Annotated in this window: 17 protein-coding genes; 9 read left to right on the top strand and 8 right to left on the bottom strand. The window is 69.1% G+C overall.

Annotated elements, in window-relative coordinates; genetic code table 11:
* Positions 1-4: 4 nt before the first annotated feature.
* Positions 5-1,006, bottom strand: a complete 1,002-nt coding sequence (locus ACFQVC_RS28975) for an aminoglycoside phosphotransferase family protein (RefSeq protein ID WP_381836040.1) — start codon at positions 1,004-1,006, stop codon at positions 5-7.
* Entirely contained in the window at positions 1,003-1,575 is a 573-nt protein-coding gene (locus ACFQVC_RS28970) for a P-loop NTPase family protein (protein WP_381836039.1), read from the bottom strand. Before ACFQVC_RS28970 ends, ACFQVC_RS28975 begins: the two co-directional genes overlap by 4 nt.
* A 108-nt stretch (positions 1,576-1,683) precedes the next feature.
* On the opposite strand from ACFQVC_RS28970, the gene ACFQVC_RS28965 reads away from it, so the two are divergent.
* From ACFQVC_RS28965 to ACFQVC_RS28945, 5 genes are all read left to right on the top strand, one after another.
* The gene (locus ACFQVC_RS28965; RefSeq protein WP_381836038.1) at positions 1,684-2,484 is read left to right on the top strand and encodes an SDR family NAD(P)-dependent oxidoreductase; all 801 of its coding nucleotides are present in this window, start codon (positions 1,684-1,686) and stop codon (positions 2,482-2,484) included.
* Positions 2,485-2,797: 313 nt separating this feature from the next.
* Positions 2,798-3,628: a hypothetical protein gene (locus tag ACFQVC_RS28960; protein ID WP_381836036.1), complete on the top strand. Its 831-nt coding sequence runs from the start codon at positions 2,798-2,800 to the stop codon at positions 3,626-3,628.
* A 75-nt stretch (positions 3,629-3,703) separates the two neighbouring features.
* Positions 3,704-4,768, top strand: a complete 1,065-nt coding sequence (locus tag ACFQVC_RS28955; protein ID WP_381836034.1) for a hypothetical protein — start codon at positions 3,704-3,706, stop codon at positions 4,766-4,768.
* Positions 4,769-4,811: 43 nt separating this feature from the next.
* On the top strand, positions 4,812-6,554 hold the full coding sequence (gene asnB / locus ACFQVC_RS28950) for an asparagine synthase (glutamine-hydrolyzing) (protein ID WP_381836032.1): 1,743 nt from the start codon (positions 4,812-4,814) through the stop codon (positions 6,552-6,554).
* Between the two features lie 71 nt (positions 6,555-6,625).
* Entirely contained in the window at positions 6,626-7,255 is a 630-nt protein-coding gene (locus ACFQVC_RS28945) for a histidine phosphatase family protein (RefSeq protein WP_381836030.1), read from the top strand.
* A 290-nt stretch (positions 7,256-7,545) separates the two neighbouring features.
* Here the strand turns inward: ACFQVC_RS28945 and ACFQVC_RS28940 are convergent, their stop codons facing one another.
* The 3 genes from ACFQVC_RS28940 to ACFQVC_RS28930 all read right to left on the bottom strand — a co-directional run bounded on the left by ACFQVC_RS28940 (position 7,546) and on the right by ACFQVC_RS28930 (position 10,030).
* Positions 7,546-8,502 carry a terpene synthase family protein gene (locus tag ACFQVC_RS28940; RefSeq protein WP_381836028.1) on the bottom strand — a complete coding sequence of 319 codons (957 nt, stop codon included), beginning with the start codon at positions 8,500-8,502 and terminating at the stop codon, positions 7,546-7,548.
* Positions 8,503-8,755: 253 nt separating this feature from the next.
* Positions 8,756-9,490 (bottom strand): SDR family oxidoreductase, encoded by a 735-nt coding sequence (locus ACFQVC_RS28935; protein WP_381836026.1) that lies wholly within the window; start codon positions 9,488-9,490, stop codon positions 8,756-8,758.
* Positions 9,491-9,523: 33 nt separating this feature from the next.
* On the bottom strand, positions 9,524-10,030 hold the full coding sequence (locus ACFQVC_RS28930) for a nuclear transport factor 2 family protein (protein WP_381836024.1): 507 nt from the start codon (positions 10,028-10,030) through the stop codon (positions 9,524-9,526).
* Positions 10,031-10,154: 124 nt separating this feature from the next.
* Between ACFQVC_RS28930 and ACFQVC_RS28925 the strand changes: the two genes are divergently transcribed.
* Positions 10,155-11,060 carry a LysR family transcriptional regulator gene (locus tag ACFQVC_RS28925; protein ID WP_381836022.1) on the top strand — a complete coding sequence of 302 codons (906 nt, stop codon included), beginning with the start codon at positions 10,155-10,157 and terminating at the stop codon, positions 11,058-11,060.
* Positions 11,061-11,265: 205 nt separating this feature from the next.
* Here the strand turns inward: ACFQVC_RS28925 and ACFQVC_RS28920 are convergent, their stop codons facing one another.
* Positions 11,266-12,633, bottom strand: coding sequence for an aminotransferase class V-fold PLP-dependent enzyme (locus ACFQVC_RS28920; RefSeq protein WP_381836020.1), 1,368 nt, complete (start codon positions 12,631-12,633; stop codon positions 11,266-11,268).
* Between the two features lie 44 nt (positions 12,634-12,677).
* Complete coding sequence (locus tag ACFQVC_RS28915; RefSeq protein WP_381836018.1) at positions 12,678-13,199, bottom strand: hypothetical protein; 522 nt, start codon at positions 13,197-13,199, stop codon at positions 12,678-12,680.
* Between the two features lie 661 nt (positions 13,200-13,860).
* Between ACFQVC_RS28915 and ACFQVC_RS28910 the strand changes: the two genes are divergently transcribed.
* Entirely contained in the window at positions 13,861-14,478 is a 618-nt protein-coding gene (locus ACFQVC_RS28910; protein ID WP_381836016.1) for a GNAT family N-acetyltransferase, read from the top strand.
* A gap of 254 nt (positions 14,479-14,732) precedes the next feature.
* A complete protein-coding gene (locus tag ACFQVC_RS28905) occupies positions 14,733-14,984 on the top strand; it encodes a DUF397 domain-containing protein (protein WP_381836014.1) in 252 nt (83 codons plus the stop codon).
* Between the two features lie 403 nt (positions 14,985-15,387).
* On the opposite strand, the gene ACFQVC_RS28900 is transcribed toward ACFQVC_RS28905, so the two are convergent.
* Positions 15,388-16,632: a choice-of-anchor A family protein gene (locus ACFQVC_RS28900; RefSeq protein ID WP_381836013.1), complete on the bottom strand. Its 1,245-nt coding sequence runs from the start codon at positions 16,630-16,632 to the stop codon at positions 15,388-15,390.
* Between the two features lie 402 nt (positions 16,633-17,034).
* Here ACFQVC_RS28900 and ACFQVC_RS28895 point away from each other — a divergent pair, with 402 nt between their 5' ends.
* The gene (locus ACFQVC_RS28895) at positions 17,035-17,982 is read left to right on the top strand and encodes a peptidoglycan-binding domain-containing protein (RefSeq protein ID WP_381836011.1); all 948 of its coding nucleotides are present in this window, start codon (positions 17,035-17,037) and stop codon (positions 17,980-17,982) included.

Below are 17,982 nucleotides of genomic sequence, written 5' to 3'. Positions count from 1 at the left end.
GCGCCTACGCGCGGTCCCCCTGTGCGCGGTCCGTGTCCCGGGCGAGCGCCGCGGCCGTCTCCGTGATCTGGTCCAGGTTCTGCCGGAACCGGGACCAGAACCGGGACACCCAGTCGAAGTACCACGGAACGAGGCTCGCGTCGCGCTGTCCGAGCAGCTCCGTGTGGCTCTGTCGCGGCAGGAACCACAGTGCCCCGAGCCGCGCGAGATGTACGCAGTCGGCGTACGGGATACGCAAGGTGCCCCGGATATGCCGCAGAAAGCGGCGCAGCGCCAGTGGATCGAGTACGAAGTCGCCGCGCCCCTGGCGGCAGGAGAGCCACAGGGCCTTGCCCGCGTCGGCGGGGCGGTGCGAGAAGCCCGCCTCGTCCCAGTCGATCACGGTCAGCGGCCGCGAGCTGTCGAAGATCAGGTTCCGGCCGTGCAGATCACCGTGGTAGATGACAGGGGCGTCCGCACGGGTCAGCCGCAGGGCGCTGTCCCGGAGGTCGGCGAGGTGAGCGTCCAACGCCCGCGCGAGGTTCTCTCGCGCGCCGGTCAGTATGCGGCCGGCGAGCGCATGCTCCCGCTCGGCCTGGTGGAGCCACGGCGATGCGTAGTCCCCGGCCAGCTCCGCCGCGGCCTCGGTGCCGGCCGCACGTGTACCCAACTCGGCGAGGACGTCGGTGAGGTGATCGATGTGCCGGCGTGCGTCGTCCGACGGCGCTCCCGGCACGAACGGCCGGATCACCACGAGGCGGGGGCGCTTGGCCGGGTGGAATCCGATGTCGATCACCGGCGGGTACCACGGTGCACCGCGCAGCGCCGCGTCGACCCGCTCGATACGCGGCAACTCGGGCCCGGCCGACCGGTCCGCACAGTGCACCTTGACGGAGAGGAACCGGCCCTCGAAGGTGTCGGCGACGCGGTAGGACGTGTTGACGCCCCGGCCCCCGAGGATCTCGGCGTTGCCTGCCGCGATGCTCGCCATCGCGTGCCGCACCGTGAGCCGGGCCGGGCCGCTCATCCGCGGTGGCCGTTCGTGCCCACGTCGTTGCCGAGCCACCGGTCCACCTCGGCGATCAGCTCGCTGACGGGCTTCGCGCTGTCCAGGCGCAGGACCGGGCACGAAAGCCCGGCCAGCCAGCGCTCGTCCCTGGCCCGCCGCGAGTCCGCGAGCGCGTCGTCGTCGTAGGCCCGCGCCCACTGAGTGAAGGCGCGATAGGCTTCCTCGCCGCTCCCGCCCGGCTCGATCGCATCGCCGCACCTGACGACCTCACGGTCGGCCAGCCGCTCCATGCGCGTGAGCGGATCGAGGGTGAGGAACACGACCGCTTCCACCTTCTCGATGACGCTGTCGCCCCAGCCCCTGAGCGTGCCGGTGAGCACCCAGGAGTCACGCGGCACGAAAACCGCGTTCATCAGGGCGAGCCGCTCTTCCACCGGGCGCTTGTGGGTGAAGGCCGGGGAGGTCGGCAGCCAGAGGTAGTCGTCGACATCCGCGTGGGGCACGGCCTTCAGTGTGGCCAGCGAACGGCCCAGGGTCGTGGTGCCCGTGGCGCTCCCCCCTGCGACGAGTACCCGATACCAGCTCATGTGCCGTCTCCTTCCGCGCCGTTCCCGAATCCGCGGGAACTCTAATCATGGTGAACCGAATCCAGCGGCAGTACGAGAAAGAGTTCCGCACGGCGAAACGGCCGCCTGGTGGCACCGTCCGCGCTCGTTAGCCTCGCGGACATGCCGAGTGCGTTGGTGACCGGAGTTTCCCGTGGCCTCGGCGCGGAGATCTGCCGCGCGCTGAAGGCGGCCGGATATCGCGTGCTCGGGGCGGGCCTGGCGGCCGCGCCACGGAATGACGACCTCGACGGATACCAGGTGATCGATCTGAGAAAGCCGCTCAGCGAGGAGCAGTTGGCCTTCGCGGACGACGACGTGGTCGATGTGCTGGTGAACAACGCAGGGGTGTATCTGGACGACCCCCGGCGCGGATACGGGGACTTCTTCGCGCTCTCTCCCGACGACCTGAGAGAGACATTCGAGGTCAATCTCTTCGGCCCGGCGCAGTTGGTTCGCCACCACGCGCCGCGCATGATGACGCGCGCTTCGGGCCGTATCGTCAGTGTTTCCTCGGGGATGGGCAGGCTCCAGGACGCGGACGGGGCATCCTTCGCCTACCGCTCTTCGAAGCTCGCGGTCAACTCCCTGATCGTCACGGTGGCCCGCCATTTCGCGGAGACCCAGGAAAACCTCGCCGCATTCTCCTTCTGTCCGGGGTGGATCAGGACCGGTATGGGGACGCGGTCGGCTCCGCACGATCCGAAGACCGCGGCCACCGATTTGGTACGGCTGTTGGAGCGGCCGGCAACGGAAGTCAATGGCCGGTTCTTCCGCGGGTCCGAAGAGCTGGGCTGGGACACCCGCGGGCCGTTCGTGACAGACCAGCAGTTCGTGAAGCACGAGCAGTTCGTGAAGCACGAGCAGTTCGTGAAGGACAGCAGTTCGTGAAGGACCAGCACAGGAAACCTTCTTCGAAGGTGGCGCACCTGAATGACCGACCACGGACACAGGGGTGACACACGCAATGCACGCAACGCACGAAAGCGATTCGACAGCGCGCTACACCGTCCGTTCACGTTTCGCCCGCACCGGTCTGACGTGCGCGCCGAGTGTCGCGGAACGCGTTCACCGTCTCGCGGCTCCCTACCTGGACCTCGAACCCGGTCCTTGCGAACCGCACGCATGGCAGGTGATCACGGATGCCGCACCCCAGGGCGCGGGGGCAGCGCCGCCCCCGGATCACGCCGTACCGGAGACGGTGATGTCCGAGGGCGAAGTGGCGGTGGAATACGCGGTCGATCACGCCGGCAAGACGCTCTTTCACCTCGCCCCCCAGGGCGAATCATGGATCACCCAGTCCCTGCTGCGCGCCACCCGGGCGATCCACCGCTCCGAAGCGAGCCGCCAAGGCGCGCTGTTCCTGCACTCCGGGCTCGTCGAACTGAACGGCGTCGGCGTGGCACTGGTCGGCGGCAGCCGGGCGGGCAAGACCTCGCTCATCATGGCGAGCGTCCTGAACGGGTCCGGCGTCATGGTCTGCAACGACGACGTGAGCCTGGTGACGCATCCCGACGAGCGCGGCGTCACGGGCATCGGATGGCCCCGGTCCATCTCGGTCCGCCTTGACACCCTGGACGTGCTGTTCGGACGGCAACGGGCACAGACCATCCGGTCATCCCTCTCGCACCCGGGCAACGAGACGATACTGAGCCTGCGGGATTCAGGTGTCGAGCAGCACGGGACCGCGCTCATCTATCCATGGGAGTACGCGGACCTCCTCGGCACCGGGATCGGACGGTCCCTGAAGGTCGAGGCGATCGTCCACCTGGGTCTGACGGACGATCCGGCCGAGGCCGGCCCGGGCCCCGTGCCGCCGCACGCCCGCGGCGAGCTGCTGGCCAAGGGCGAATTGAAGCTGCCGAACAAGCGCCTCAACATCTTCGGCCACGAGCCCGAGACCGGGAACCCGGAGCACACCCGGGCCGCCCTGACGGAGCTGCCGACCTACCGATTCCGGTACGAGTTCCGCGACGTCCGCCGGCAGGCCGACCGGCTCACCGAATATCTCTCCACCGCACACGTCAACGCATGACAACCGCAGCAACGACCAGAGAGAGGCCCCACCGCCGTGCTCTCCTTCCGTAAGCATGTATCCGCAGTCAGTGGCATGGACGAATTCGACGAGGAAGCGGTGCTCGGCAAGATCCATCTCGTCGACAGCGACATTCTGATGCTGTCCGGCTCGCTGGTCGACGGATCCGGCACCCCCTCCTCGGACTTCGACTTCTCCGTCATCGCGAAGTCGAAGGACACGAGGTTTCACCGCGACACCTTCCCCCGCGAAGCACATATGAGGTATTACACGAGCGGTGAGAGGGTGAAGGCCAGCTTCGACTATCTTCCCGGCACGTTACTCGGCGTGGACGTCGAGTACTGGACCGTCGAGGAGATCTCGCGGATGCTCGCCTCCCATGCGCAGCTCTACTCCCATCTCACCCGCCGCGCCCGGAAATCGTCCAGCTTCGCCGCCTCCAGTGTGGACTTCCGGCTCCTGTCGCGCCTGACGTACGGGGTCCCGCTGGCGAACGCCGCCGAGTTCGAGAAACTCACGGAGGAACTGCGCCCCGCCGAAATCGCGTACACGGCGTTCCGTACATCCGTCGGCAGCTATCCGGACTTCCGTGACCTGGCGGGAATGTGGGCGCAGCAGGACTACGAGTCGGCGCTGACCGCGGCCCGCAAACTGGGGGTCGACACCTTCCGGGGCCTGACGCACGTGTACGGAAACACCAATCGCAACCCGAAGTATCTGGTGCGCTTCCTCGACCGGCTTCCCGTGGAGCTGTCCGAACTGGCCGCACGTTTCCGCCACTTGAACACCTACGGGGTGCACAGCGCCGCCGATGCGGCCGAAGCGGTCCTGGAGTGGCTCGACATCATCGACCTGGCGTTCGCCGAGATCCGCCGGGTGCGCGACGAGACAGCGGCATTCGTCACCGGGCCGGAATTCCTCGCCCTCCTCAAGAGCGAGTTGCACGAAACGATGAGCTGGAACGCCGAGATCTCGAACGAATACTGCTTCCGCGCCCGTGAGGCGGAGCACGATCTGCCCCCACTGCGGGAGCTGCTGTCCGCGATGGAGACACGCACGGCGGCCGAGCACCGGCTGCCGCTGGAGCAGTGGGCCGCCGGCCGGGCGGCGCCGCCCGGCGAGAACAACAAATCGGCCTGAAGGGCCGCCGGTTCACCGATTCATAGTGTCAGGGGGAGCGATATTGTGCCGGATCTTCGGCTACGTCGGCCGTGACCTCGATACGGCCGCTCTGCACGCGGCGCGGGACGCGCAGGTGTCCGGCGGTCCCGACTCCCAGAGCCATGCCAGAGGGGAGAAGTGGGGCCTGGGATGCAACCGTCTCGCCATCCAGGACCCCTCCCACGGGGAGCAGCCCTTCACCCACGCGGGCGGTTCGCTGCGCGCGGTGTTCAACGGCGAGATCTACAACTTCCGCGCCATCAAAGCCGAACTCGCCGCGCACGGCGTGTACATCGACGGCGACTCCGACGGCAACGTCCTGCTGCCGTACTACGAACTCCACGGAGACCGCTTCGTGGACCGGCTCCAGGGCATGTACGCGATCGCCATCGTGGACCTGCGCTCCGGCAGGCCCTGGCTGAAGCTGTGGTGCGACCCTCTCGCCGTCAAGAGCGTCTACTACGCCGACACCGGGGACGGCGTCGCGTTCTCCTCCGAACTGCGCGGCCTCGCCCCGCTGTTGGACAAGCCGCCCGACGTGAACCCGTTCGCGGTCGACGACTACATGAACTGGCAGTGCCTGCCCAACGGGTCGTCGTGGTACACGGGCGTCTCAGCCCTGCGACCGGGCGAGCAACTGACCTGCGACGGCGCCGTGTCCGTCATCCGCCCACGCCCGCAAGCCCCCGCGCCTGCGGCGGACGACGCGTGCACACCGGACCGGCTGGGCGCGCTGCTCGCCCGGGAAGTGGCACACATGTCACTGCAGTCGGCACCCACGGCCGTCCAGATCTCGGGCGGACTCGATTCGAGCATCCTCGCGACCCTGCTGCGCGAACGCCGCCCCGACGTGACCGGGTTCCACGTGACCCACGAGGGCAACCACCTGTCCGACGAGCTGCTCTACGCGCGCGAAGCAGCGGCGCACGCCCGCGTGCCGCTCGAAGTGGTGGAGATCCGGGAGGCCGACCTGCCGGACCTTGTCCCGGCCACCGTGCGGGCGTTGGGCACGCCGAACGCGACGCCGCACGCGCTCAGCGCGTTCGTACTGTTCCGGGAGATCGCCGCCAGCGGCTTCCGCGTCTGCTTCGTCGGCGACGGAGCGGACGAGCAGTTCGGCGGCTACCGCCGCTACAGCACAGCGCTGGCGGCAGGCGACACGGCCTGGCCGTCCCGCTATCTCGACCGCCTTTCGCTGGTGCCGGAGGGCGAGTACCGGCAGCTCTACACCCCCGACTACCGCGCCCTGCTCGACTCCCGTACGCGCAGCAGGCAGCGGTCCCTGGAGGCGCTGAACCGCCCGGCCCCCTCCCGCCTCGAACAGCTGTTGACCTTCGACCGGCTGCACAAGCTGCCGAGCCTCAATCTGCGCAAGCTCGACCATCTCTCCATGGCGCACGCGGTCGAGGGCCGGGTTCCCTACTGTCAGCCCGCCCTCACCGAGTTCGCGCGGCGCACCCCGGACACCCTGAAGGCCGGAGGGGCCGGCCATAAGCGGATCCTGTGGGAGGCCGGGGCGAGCAAGGTTCCACCGGCGGTCCGGGACCGGCAGAAGCAGCCGTTCACGTTCCCGGTCAGCGCCTTCATGGCACCGGGCGGCAAACTCTGGGACTTCACCCTCGACACCCTCACGAGCCCCCGGCTCTGTTCCGCCGGTTTCCTGAGCGCGAAGGCCGTACAGAATGTGATCACAGAACACAAGGACGGCCAGGACCACGCACGCCTGCTGTGGGGCCTGATGGCCCTGGAACTGTCCCTTCCCTAAGCGGTCTCTTCCCTAGGGGGTCCTAGGGAAGGGAATCGCTCTGGCCCCGGCCCGAAGAAAGGCACGCCCAAGTGCGTACTCTCCACGTCATCGCACACCCGCAGGCGACGCACCACGTCGAGGGGGTGGTCGGCGGATGGCACGATTCATCCCTCACACCCGCCGGAGCGCGCGCCGCGGCCTTGCTCGCACAGGCCCTTCGGGCCGAGATCGCCGAGGACGCCGACGTCGAGGTGGTCTCATCGGACCTGCGACGGGCACATGAGACGGCCGAGGTGGTGGCCGATCTCTTCGGCGTGAAAACGCGCCTCGACCGCCGTCTGCGGGAGAAGTCCTACGGAGAGGCGGAGGGACGGCCACAGGCGTGGCTGGACGAACGGTTCGTCCCGCCTTCGGCGGCAGGCGACCGGATGGAGCACGACGAGGGCATCCCGGGAGCCGAGACCAAAGCGGCGCTGGCACAGCGCGTCTACGCGGCCATGGACGAGATCCTCCAGAGCCCCTACGAGCACCAGATCATCGTGACCCACGGGTTCGCGCTGACGTTCGTCGTGGCGTCCTGGATCAAGATGCCCCTGGAGGCGCTCGGCTACGCCAACTTCCGCGCGCCCTCGGGAAGCATCACGACCCTGCGCGAGGACGACTTCTTCCACAACCGCCAGGTCGTCATGCTCGGCGACACACGGCATCTGCCGCAGTGAGAAGTGCTGAACACCGCACACGGGGCTGGCCGCTCGTGACGGCCCCCGCGGTCCGCGTCCAGACCGCCCGATGCGGTGGTGAGCGACGAGGAGCCGACCTTGACGACGATGCGGCGGCGGTGTCGTGCCGAAGGTGATGGACGACATCCCGCCCGGGCCCGAACACCGGCCAGCACGCCCGACAAGCCCAGAACCACACCATGCACACTGCCGCCATCACGTTCTTCGAGCACGCTCTCAGCAGCCGCTCACGTGATGGTGTTGTGGGGCAGACTGCCGCAGCTGCTGTGTCAACGAGGGACCGAGGGCCGCCCCATCACCGTGATCTCCCCACCGTTGAACACTCCCTCGAATCCGCGCCCGTGGAACCGGGGCGACACCTGGTGGTAGCGCAGGTTGCCGGCTGTGATGTGCTCCAAGCGCATGCAGTATTCCCGCATCTCCGGTGTCATGGCGACGGTGTCGCGCAGCGCCACGTATGACCGTTCAGCGGCCTCGATCTCCTCGGCCAGGCGGTCGATCGCCTCCTGTACCGAAAGGCCGTGCATGGCCGACAGAATGCCCACAGCCTGAACATGGGCTGCCTTGCCGTCCCGGTCGTTCCACTCCTTCTGGAACGAGTACAGATCGTTCGTCAGGCAGCAGTGATGCGCCGTGAGCCGGTCCAGCTCCGCGCGGTACGGGGATTCCCACTCCGCCGCGCTGATGTCCCGCGCCATCAGGCCCCGGATCGTCGCGATGAACAGCGGGATACCAAAGTTCACGTGCCGGTACTCCAGATATTCAGCCAGCCACATACGGGGTGAGCGGATCGCATCCGGCTCCTGGAATTGAGCCGTCGCCATCTGTGCCACCCGACGCAGGAAGTACCGCCCCAGCCCTTCGGGGAGTGTCAGGGCGATGGACCGGGCCGCCATGACGTAATGCCGGGGCAGTCCGCCGCCCCACTCATCGGCCGGAATCTCGCTCAGGTCCGGGGCGTGCGACAGCCGGTAGAGGTAGTGGACGGTGCGGCTCCATGTCTCCTCGGCGCTGCCCGCGTCGGCCGTCGAGAACAACGCCTCCTGCTTGTTCTCAATGACCGTGTACAGGGCATTGAAGCGGCACCACAGAGCGAGCAACTCCTTGGGTGCGTCAGGGAAGCACAGGGCCGCCCACATCGTGTAGTTGTCGGCGCGTACCGGTACGGGAACGCGTGGATCATCGGAGAACAGGCCGAACGCCCAGCGGTTCGCGTCCGCGTCCATTTCCGCCGAGTGGTGCGGATTGATGGCCCATGGCAGTCCGGTACGGATCGGAGGGATCGTGTAGGTCGTCGTATTCATGGCGGCCTTTCTCGCTCCGCACCCAGTTGGGAGCCCCACTTAGGTGTACCCGGGGTCCTCCGTGCACCATGCGCCGTGTCTGAACGAGCGGGAGCACTCGGATATGCGGTGTGCAAATCCGTACAAGCCCCCTTGGAGCTCAACACCCTTGCGTGAGCGGCCGCCGCGGCTGTGCTCAAACGGCGAGCCAATCGCGGTAGTGCGTAGGGGAGATGTGCGCGCCCTCGCTCACGGTGAGGGCGCCTTCGGGGGCTACGGCGAAGGGGCCCGCGGTGTCGTCACGGAGGACGGTGCGGCCGTCGCCGCGGGAGGCGACGGTGATCCTTCCGAGTTCGGCCAGGGACAGGACGTCGGGACCGGCGACGTCCTGGATTCCGTGGAGGGCGGGGCCGGCGGCGATGCCGGCGACGCTGCGGGCGGCGTCGGCGGTGGCCATGGGCTGCAGCAAGGTGGTGGGCAGGCGGACGATGTCGCCTTCCGTGGTCCAGGACATGATCTCCTCGATGTATTCGAAGAACTGGGTGGCGCGGACGATGGAGTACGGGACGGCTCCGGTCTTGAACAGCTCTTCCTGAACGACCTTGGCCCGGTAGTAGCCGAGGCCGGGCGCCCGGTCCACGCCGACGATGGACAGCAGGACGGCGTGCCGGACAGCTGCCTCCTCGGCGGTGGCGAGGAGGTTGCCCGTCGCGGCACGGAAGAAGTCCGCTGCGGCGGCGTCGGCGGTGGGCGACTGCGTCGCGTCGATGACGACATCGGCGCCGGCCAGCGCACGGGCGAGCCCCTCGCCCGTGCGGAGGTCCACGCCGGTGGAGCGTGCGTGCGGTACTGCTTCGTGCCCGGCCGTGGTGAGGGCTTCGACGACCTTGGAGCCGATCAGTCCGGTTCCGCCGATCACTGCGAACTTCATTGCGTACCTTTCTCGGGGGTGTGCAGGGGGGGATCAGCCGAAGATCGAGGCAGGGGCGCCGGTGTACCAGCTGTTGTCGATACGGAGCCGGCGGATGACCCAGCGGTCGCCGTCGCGGACCAGGTCGACGTCGTAGGGGTTCTTGAGCAGTGCGTGCGTGGTGGGGTCGGCAGTCAGCAGGTGCTGGGCTTCCACCAGGGCGGTGAGCCGGGCGGTGTCGCCGTCGACGGTGATGCGCGGGTTGGTGACCTGGTGGGTGGTGTCCACGCGGCCGGTGAACATGGCCAGGATGGTCGTGACGATGGTGTCGCGCCCGGACATCAGCGGCGGCTCGGCTCCCCACCTGGCGGCGGCCGGGCGGAAGTCCAGCTCGGCGTCGACGGCGAAGGCCGAGGCGAACAGGTCCTTGTCCTTGAGGTCCTGGCCCAGACCGAAGCGGTAGAGGGCGTCGGTGATCTCTGCACGGTCCCTGAGCTCCGCGACGACTGCGGCGGTGTCGTGTGCGGGGGCGGTCAGCGCGCGATCCTGGGTGACGTACATGATGTTCTCCTGTGCAGGTCAGGTGGTGTTCCAACGCCTCTGATCCTGCTGCGGACCGAACGAGGCATCAACGCGCTCTTACGCAACGATCGTGAAGCCTCGATTAACGAAGAAGGGTGCGGGGATGCTGGAGCGATACGAGGTGGAGGCGTTCTTGACGCTGGCCGAGGAGCTGCACTTCGGCCGCACCGCCGAGCGGCTGCACCTGTCCACGGCCCGGGTCAGCCAGACCATCGCCAAGCTGGAACGCCGCGTCGGTGTGCCCCTGTTCGACCGCACGAGCCGCCGGGTGGAGCTCTCCGCGGTCGGGCGGCAGCTGTGTGAGGAGATACGGCCCGCCTGGGACCGGATCGGTGACGCGTTCGCGCGGGCCGTCGATGCCGGGCGTGGCCTGAGCGGGCTGCTGCGGGTCGCCTTCAACGGACCGGCGGAGGGACAGCTCCTGGTCGGGGCCACGCAAGCGTTCCACAGCCTGCACCCCGACTGTGAGGTCCAGCTTCGTGAAGCGCGCCTGCCCGAAATCCTGCCGTGGCTGCGCAGTGGCGAAGTGGACCTCGCGCTGACCTGCCATCCGATGCGCGAGGAAGGCATTGCCACGGGGCCGGTGCTGGTGCAGGAGGCACGCATGCTCGCCGTACCGGCAGGGCATCCTTTCGCCCGCCGTACGACCGTCTCCGTCGAAGACCTTGCGCGGGTCACTGTGCTGCAGATGCCCGAGACGCTGCCGGACTCCCTGCGCGACGATCGTGCACCGCGCCGCACGCCCGCCGGCAGACAGATCACCCTCGGCCCGTCAGCCATGACGTTCAACGAGATACTGACCCTCGTCGGCGCCGGAGAGGGCGTCTTCGCCGTCGGCGCCCACGCCAGGCGCTACTTCGCCCGCCCCGATGTCGTATATGTGCCCTTCGAGGACGCCGCGCCAGTGGAATGGGGCCTGGCCTGGCTCACTGATGGCGCCACCGCCCGCATCCGCGCCTTCAGCGAAGCCGCCCTCAACGTGGTCCAGGGGGCGGCGCCGTCTCCCTGATGCCGCCGACGGTTCGGAACGTCTCCACGCCTGCAGTGCGAGACGGCTGTCCGCCGACGCGTGGACGAGCCACGGGGGGAGGCCGACCGATGCCAGGCCGAACCGGCCGTGGCCGGGCGGGATGCGGGGGAGTGGGCCATCGCCCGCCCCGTGGGTCGGCGAGGTGCTGCCCCGGCGGACAGGCGTTGGTTTCCCCGCCCGCCGGTCAACAACCGGTGCGCGGCCTGCGTACGGTCGGCACCGGCCTGGAGGTGAGGTCCGCGTACACCTGCAGCGCGCGGTCGACGTCGGTGGTGTCGTTGGCGATGCCGAGAGAGACGCGCACCGCTCCTTGTACCGGGACCCGGAGGAGTCTCAGGTAGTCGTCGATCGTGGCGGGGGCACCGCGGGCGAGTGCGCGTTGCACGAGGCCGGGTGTGAGGGAATGGGCGTGCTCGGCCACACCGGGATTGCAGAAGCAGCCCGTTCGTACGCTCACGCCCGCCGCCGTGGCCGCGTCCTGGCAGACCCGTTCGTCGATGGGTGTGCCGTCCGGACGCAGCAGGTGGAAGGCGACGGTGGGGCCGCGGTCCAGGGTGTCGCGCGGGCCGAGCAGGCGCACGGCGGGCTCGCCCCCCGGATACGTCAACTCCCCGAGGCCGCGCAGGAGTCGGCTGGTGAGGCGACCGGTGTGGTGCTGGATGGCGGGGTAACCGATGGAGGTGTGCCAGGCGGCAGCGTCGCTCACGTCCGGCAGCGCGAGGAAGGGCAGCGTTCCGTCTTCGAACGCCTCCGGGGCCTCGGCGGGCAGGTGCCAGTCGGTATGGGAGGACGAGGCCAGGACCGTGCCTCCGGCGAACCAGGGGCGGCGCAGCTCCGCCAGCGCTTCCTTGCGCGCGATCAGGCAGCCCACGCCCGTCGGCAAGCCGGTGATCTTGTACCAGGACAGGGCGACGAAGTCCGCCGGTACGGTCCGCAGGTCGAGCCTGCCTGTGGGCAGGTAGGCCGCGGCATCGAGCAGCACGCGCCAGCCGTACGACTGCGCTTCGTTCACCCAGCGCAAGGGATGGCGCACACCGGTGGCGTTGGATTGCGCGGGATAGGCGAACAGGCCCCTGCTCGTGCCGTGTGCCGCTGCGGTGAGGTGTGCGGAGACCGCTTCCGAAGCGGTGCGGAAGTCGGCGTCGAGGGGCACCACGTGCAAGGCGGCATCCCGGCGTGCCGCATAACGGCGCATTCCCAGAACGGAGTTGTGGTTGTCACCCAGGACCAGTAGCGGCGCATGCGGTGCGAACGGAAACGCTTCGGCCACCAGACGGATGGCCGCGGTGGCATTGGTGGTGAACACCACCGTATAGACGTCCGCATCCGCCCGGCAGAAGTCGAGCACGCTGCTGCGCGCCGCCTCCGCCAAGCGCGTTGAGGCCAGTGAGGCGGGGCTGGCCGAGTGCGGGTTGCCGTAGGCCTCCGACGTGAGCCGCCGAGCCTGGCCTCGCACGAGGCTGGCCGGGGCGAGCGCCGCTCCCGTGTAGTCCAGATAGGCCTGACCCGACTGCACCACATAGGGAAAATCCAGCTTTCGCAGCGCGTCCACGCGACAGGGTTCTGCTGTTGTCGGGTGCGGTTGAGGGGGTGCGCTCAGCACGGCCCTCGCACCCCCAGGCGGCGGGCCGCACTGTCGTCGCGCCAGGCTTCGAGGCGGCGCAGGGGAGTTGGCGTGGCGGCCTCACGACGTCGGCCGGATGTCGCCTCGGCCGGCTCGATCTCGTCGCTGCCGTGCGCGCGGCACCGGCCCAGAGCATCGACGGCGACGACGTACCAGGCCGCGGGAAACACGTCTTCGTCGTCCTGGCCGATCACCAGGTGCACGACGGTGCCGGTATGCGGCTCCCCGCTGAGCTGGACCCTGCTCCCCACGCTCAGGGCGGCCCGGTAGACCGGCGCACACGCGCTGGCTGTCAGAAACGGCTGCTCTGCCGCGCCGTGCTCCTGGTGCTCGCGCGGGAGATGGAGGAAGCGCCCGCTGCGCCGCAGATAGACCAATGCCCGGCTGAGCAAGGTCCGTTCGGCCTGCGGTCGACGGCTTTCGTGGTGCCAGAGGCGGTAGAGCGCCCGTTCCAACTCCTCCCGTGTGCGGCCATGCAGCGTCTCCCCGGTCATGGCCTGAAGCGACGGCCGATTCGGCCTCCCCGCGGGGCGCGACGCTGAGGGATCCTGGCACATCGCAACGCCGAGCCGTGACGCCATGAGTCCTCCCGAAGGTAAGCGACCGGCCACGGCCGCGGTGATGCCCACCGTTCCTCGCCTAGCTGCATTGGACACCTGGGAGCGCCGAGGCCACAGGGGGTGCACTTGGCGAAGGCGTGAACGCGCTGAACGCGTGTGCCCTTGTGAATCTCCGGATGCCCCGGAGATCGACTGGCGGTGGTTGGTGAGGGAGGGGAGGCAGCGTGCGGCAACTGCCCGTCCCCGGCGGCGGGTTCGACGCGTGCGCGGTGTGCCCGGTACCGCCGTACAAGTCACTCCGGAAGTATCCGATCACCGGCTCGGCCCCCCGGACCAGCTCGTCCGACAGGCCGGCACGGCGAGGGCGTAGGGGGAGCGGTGGAAGCCGGCGGGGCCGCTGTCTCCGTCCGATGTCGACAGCTCGGGCGCGGGAACGTGAAGCCCGCCGTGATCGTTCTTCTCGCGGACACGTATAGCCGCGTCTGCGGGAGTGTGTCGGTGCGTCTGGCGTGCAGCCGCATAGGGACGCATTGCGCAGCCGCGTGTCGACGCGTACAGACACGTATGCGCACGTATGAGTTCGTGAGGAGAGCCTGTGCCGCCGTCCCCTTCCCCTGTCAGGCCCGCCACCGCGCAGGATGTGCCGGGTGCCGTCCGGACGTTGGCCCGCGCCTTCGCCGACTACGCGTTCACCCGGCACGTGGTCGCGGCCGATGACCACACCGAGCGCGTACGGCGCTTCCAGGATCTGTTCCTGACCCGGATCGGCCTGGAGTACGGCCGGGTGTGGGTCACCGATGACGCGCGCGCCGTCGCCGTGTGGACGACGCCGGAGCGCGACCCGGGGCCCGGCTTCGCCGAAGTGGGCCCCGTGGTCGACGAGTTGGCCGGTGACCGGGCCGAGCAGTTCGCGTCCGCCGAGCGCGCCCTGGCACCGCACCGGCCGAGTGAGCCGGTGTGGTTCCTCGCGACCGTCGGCGTGGCCCCCGAGGCACAGGGCCAGGGCCTTGGCGATGCGGTGCTCGCCCCCGGCCTCAAGGCGGCGGACGGCGCCGGGTACCCGGTGTTCCTGGAGACGTCGAGCGAGCGGAACGTGACGTTCTATGAGCGCCTGGGGTTCGCCGTGACCGCGCAGGTCGAGCTGCCCGACGACGGTCCGCGCACCTGGTGCATGCGACGCGAGCCGCTGGGCGGGGCAATCACCTCGCGGTAGTCCGGCGGCCGTGCTCCCGTGGCTGCGGCCGGGACCGCTCGGACCGGATGCAGTCCGCCCTCAGGTGGAGCTTCGAGACCGGCCCGGCCCGCTGCGACGCGAGCGGCCGTTCCCCGCGCAGCGCCCCGATGGCAGACGCTATACAGCATGCTGTCGCTAAGCGCAACCCCCTCTTTTCCTGGGGCAGTTCACACGCATACGGTGTGCGCGTCCGGCCGTGATCTGCGGCCCCCGTCATAAGAGGTCGATTGAGGATGAGCGAAGCGATCGAGGTCACCGGATACCGCAACAGCAGCATGCCGGGCGTGGCGTGGGTGAAGTCACCCTTCTCCGACCTGGACCACTCCAAGGACTGCATGCTCTTCGCGGACCTGGGCGAGGGCATCGTGGGAGTAACCGACTCCAAGGACCCCCAGGCGCCGGTGTTGCGGATGACGCGCAGCGAGATCACGGCGATGGTCGCCGGGGCGAAGGCAGGTGCGTTCGACTGCTTCACCGGCACGTGAGGGGTCAAGGACGAAGAAGGGAAGAAGGTATGGCGCCTGAGATCGCCGGCTTCGCCCTTTCCGGTATCTGCGCCTGCGCCGCCGGCCTCGCCCTCTTGGTCTGACTGCGTGGCCCTGACGACTGGGACCCGCTCTCTGGACCATCTCGCCAGGCGGGCCGGGCGGGAAAACCGGCACAGGAAACAACCCAGCGGCTTTCAGCAAGTGAAAGCCGCTGGGTAGTGGTGCGCAGTTCGGGTTGGCGCATGCTGCCTCGTCGCGCGCCCGCGACTACGACGAACCCTTCACCATGGCTGCGAGGCCGTGCTGCGGCTGCGGCTGGTGAGGTTGTCGAGCGATGTGACGTGGCGTGACGGACTGGACCAGGTCAGGCTGGCATCGGGAGGCAGGGCGCGGGCAGTCCCTACTTGGATGGTGTTGCGCGGCGGCGTGCCATGTACAGGAATCCGGCGCCGAGCGTGACCACCGCCGCACCCATTCCGGCGAGGGGGCCGACGTTGCCGCCGGTCAGGGCGAGCAGCCCGGCGGGCTTCGAGTGGTCATCGGGGCCGGAGGTGTGACCCGCGGGGGAGGGGCTCGACGAGTCCTGCACGGGGGCGGGCGCGGCGGAGTCCTTGTCGGTCGCCGGGGTCTGCTCGTCGGGGTGGCCCGGCGCGGTGGGGGCCGCGGTCGAGTCGTCCTGGTTCGGCTGTTGTTCCTGCTCCGGATTGCTCGGCTGCGTGGTTTCGTCGCCCGCGGGCTTGGTCAGGCAGCCGGTGAAGGGGTGGTGGTGGGTTTCGGCGCTGCCGGTGCCGCGCAAGGACTTGGCGATGACGGTGCCGTTGACGGGCCCTCCGTCGCCGAGGTCGACGGCGGCGTTCGGGGCGAGCACGGTGCCGGGCCATGCATTGTGGCTGTGCTTGGTGACCTTGGTCGCGGTGGGGAAGTTCCACAGCAGCCTGCCCGCCCGGCCGTCGATGCGGTAGGTGGCGGCGGTGGCCTGGTCGTAGGCGCCACCGGTCACGTTGACGAGGACGGTGGCGCCCTCGGGGGCGCTGATCACGATGTGCTTGGCCCGCTGCAGCTGGGCGCCGTCGACGGTGAAGACGTTCAAGCCGGGCTGCTTGCCGGTGAGGGCGAGCCGTGTGGCCTGGCCCGAGCCGGAGAGCTGCACTGTCCCGTTGGCCTGGTTCGCCGTCAGCTTGTTGGACAGGGCGCGCAGTTTGGCGAATTCGGCGGCGAAGTCGACGGGGCTCTTGCCCTGCCCGGCTGTGGCGCCGCGGTCCTTGACTTCGACGTCGCGGCCGGTGAGGCCGCCGTAGACGCCGTTGCCGTGTTCGAGCACCGTGTAGGCCTTCTCGCCGGAGGTCAAGGTTCCGCCCACCACCAGGGAGGCGCCACCGGGAAGGGAGGCCGTGGACGCGAGCCGACCGCCGACGCTGAAGCCGCCGGTGAAGTCGGCGTCGCCGCCGATCGCCACGGCGCCTTCGCTGTCGGGGGCGCGGAGGGCGTCGCCCTCGACGAATTCGTTGTAATGCCCCGCTGTTCCCAGCAGGTTGCCGGTGGCGCACGACTGAGACGGCTGGCTGGTGGCGGCAGCGCCCGAGGCGCCGGCGAGAACGAGGGAACCGGCGAGGGCGAAGGCCGCCGCGGAAGCAGATATGCGCATGCGAGCGAGGTCTTTCAGGGAGTGGAGCCGGGCAAGGGAGCCGAGGCTGAGGTGAAAGGCATGTCACGGGCACCCAGTTGGTGGTGTGCAAACGCGAACGCGCTCATCATGTGCAGTGACGCAAACACCGGTCAAGCCGCTTAAGGGGTAGTTAAGGGTAATTCGGCACTGTTTATCGAATAGTGACCTCAGGCCTCCCGGAGCCGTTGCCGCAGCGCCCTGCGTTCCCCAACAGCCGCTCCATCAGTGCATAATCGCGGCATTCGCCACCGAACCGAGGAGAGCGCCACCATCATGACCACGCGTTACCGCTGCTGCCCGCGATGCGGCCTCGATCTCGCTGCAGTGCCCGGAGAAGTTTGCTCCTGCAGCGGACCGTTCACGGATCAACAGACGGACCCCATGCACATACGCCCCTACGCGGTGCCCGCATCGTCCTTGCCGTCGCAGACTCCCGTGCGCTGCGCGGAGCAGGAGGTACTCGGTGAAGGGGCGCCGGTGGAGCTGGACATGAAGGCGGGGATGGCTGAGGAACCGACTGTCATCTCCCTGCCGCAAGGCCCGGCGCACCGGATCGCGCGAGCGAGCCGGCGGCCACCGTCCAGCCGACGGGCCGGCGGGCCGGCACCAGGCCGTCGGCGGCGGCCCCGCACCCGTACCCGAGCCCGGAATTGGAGCCTGATCGCGGGCGGCGCCACGGTAGCCCTCGCCGCGCTGGGCCTTACGCAACTGCCGTCCGGCAGCGGAGGACACATCCGTGCGGACTCCTCGCGGACGGCACTCGCCGACGATGACCAACTCCTGTACGGGCACGAGGCCGACGCCACCGACCCGGCGGTGACAGGAGATTCCACCGAGCCCGAGGCGGCGGCCACCGAATCCGCCGCACCTTCTCGCGCCTCCAGTGACAGCCCCGCCGCCACGCAGCCGGATGCGGCTGTGGCGCCGAAAGCGTCGCCCGGTGCCGGACGGCACGCCCCGAGCGGCGAAGCGTCCGGATCCGGCGGCAGCACGGCGAAATCCGCGGAGAGCGGCAGCGGAACAGCCGGCGGCGCTGCACAAGCGGGCGGCAAGAAGAACAAGAAGAACAAGAAGAACAAGAAGAACAAGGAGAGCAACAACAAGCCGACGCTGCGACCCGGCGACAGCGGGGCGGCGGTCGCCGAACTCCAGCGCCGCTTGCAGCAGGTCGGACTGCTCAGGCCGGACAGCCCGCTGGACGGCCACTTCACGCCCACGGTGCACGAAGCGGTCTTCCGCTATCAGGTCAGCCGCAAGGTGCGCGGCGATGTGGACGGCGAATACGGTGCGAACACCCGGCGCTCCCTGGAGTCGTGCACACGCGGTTGA

Source organism: Streptomyces monticola, assembly GCF_042665355.1.
Classification (GTDB): domain Bacteria; phylum Actinomycetota; class Actinomycetes; order Streptomycetales; family Streptomycetaceae; genus Streptomyces; species Streptomyces monticola.
The sequence above is the reverse complement of the archived record's forward strand: the minus strand, read 5'-3'. Positions and strand labels throughout refer to the sequence as shown.

Bases quoted from the DNA above. Each gene is read 5' to 3' on its own strand.
- ACFQVC_RS28975 (WP_381836040.1), bottom strand. From the start codon at position 1,006: ATGAGCGGCCCGGCCCGGCTCACGGTGCGGCACGCGATGGCGAGCATC.
- ACFQVC_RS28970 (WP_381836039.1), bottom strand. From the start codon at position 1,575: ATGAGCTGGTATCGGGTACTCGTCGCAGGGGGGAGCGCCACGGGCACC.
- ACFQVC_RS28960 (WP_381836036.1), top strand. From the start codon at position 2,798: ATGTCCGAGGGCGAAGTGGCGGTGGAATACGCGGTCGATCACGCCGGC.
- ACFQVC_RS28955 (WP_381836034.1), top strand. From the start codon at position 3,704: ATGGACGAATTCGACGAGGAAGCGGTGCTCGGCAAGATCCATCTCGTC.
- ACFQVC_RS28940 (WP_381836028.1), bottom strand. From the start codon at position 8,502: ATGGACGCGGACGCGAACCGCTGGGCGTTCGGCCTGTTCTCCGATGAT.
- ACFQVC_RS28935 (WP_381836026.1), bottom strand. From the start codon at position 9,490: ATGAAGTTCGCAGTGATCGGCGGAACCGGACTGATCGGCTCCAAGGTC.
- ACFQVC_RS28930 (WP_381836024.1), bottom strand. From the start codon at position 10,030: ATGTACGTCACCCAGGATCGCGCGCTGACCGCCCCCGCACACGACACC.
- ACFQVC_RS28925 (WP_381836022.1), top strand. From the start codon at position 10,155: ATGCTGGAGCGATACGAGGTGGAGGCGTTCTTGACGCTGGCCGAGGAG.
- ACFQVC_RS28915 (WP_381836018.1), bottom strand. From the start codon at position 13,199: ATGACCGGGGAGACGCTGCATGGCCGCACACGGGAGGAGTTGGAACGG.
- ACFQVC_RS28905 (WP_381836014.1), top strand. From the start codon at position 14,733: ATGAGCGAAGCGATCGAGGTCACCGGATACCGCAACAGCAGCATGCCG.
- ACFQVC_RS28900 (WP_381836013.1), bottom strand. From the start codon at position 16,632: ATGCGCATATCTGCTTCCGCGGCGGCCTTCGCCCTCGCCGGTTCCCTC.
- ACFQVC_RS28895 (WP_381836011.1), top strand. From the start codon at position 17,035: ATGCACATACGCCCCTACGCGGTGCCCGCATCGTCCTTGCCGTCGCAG.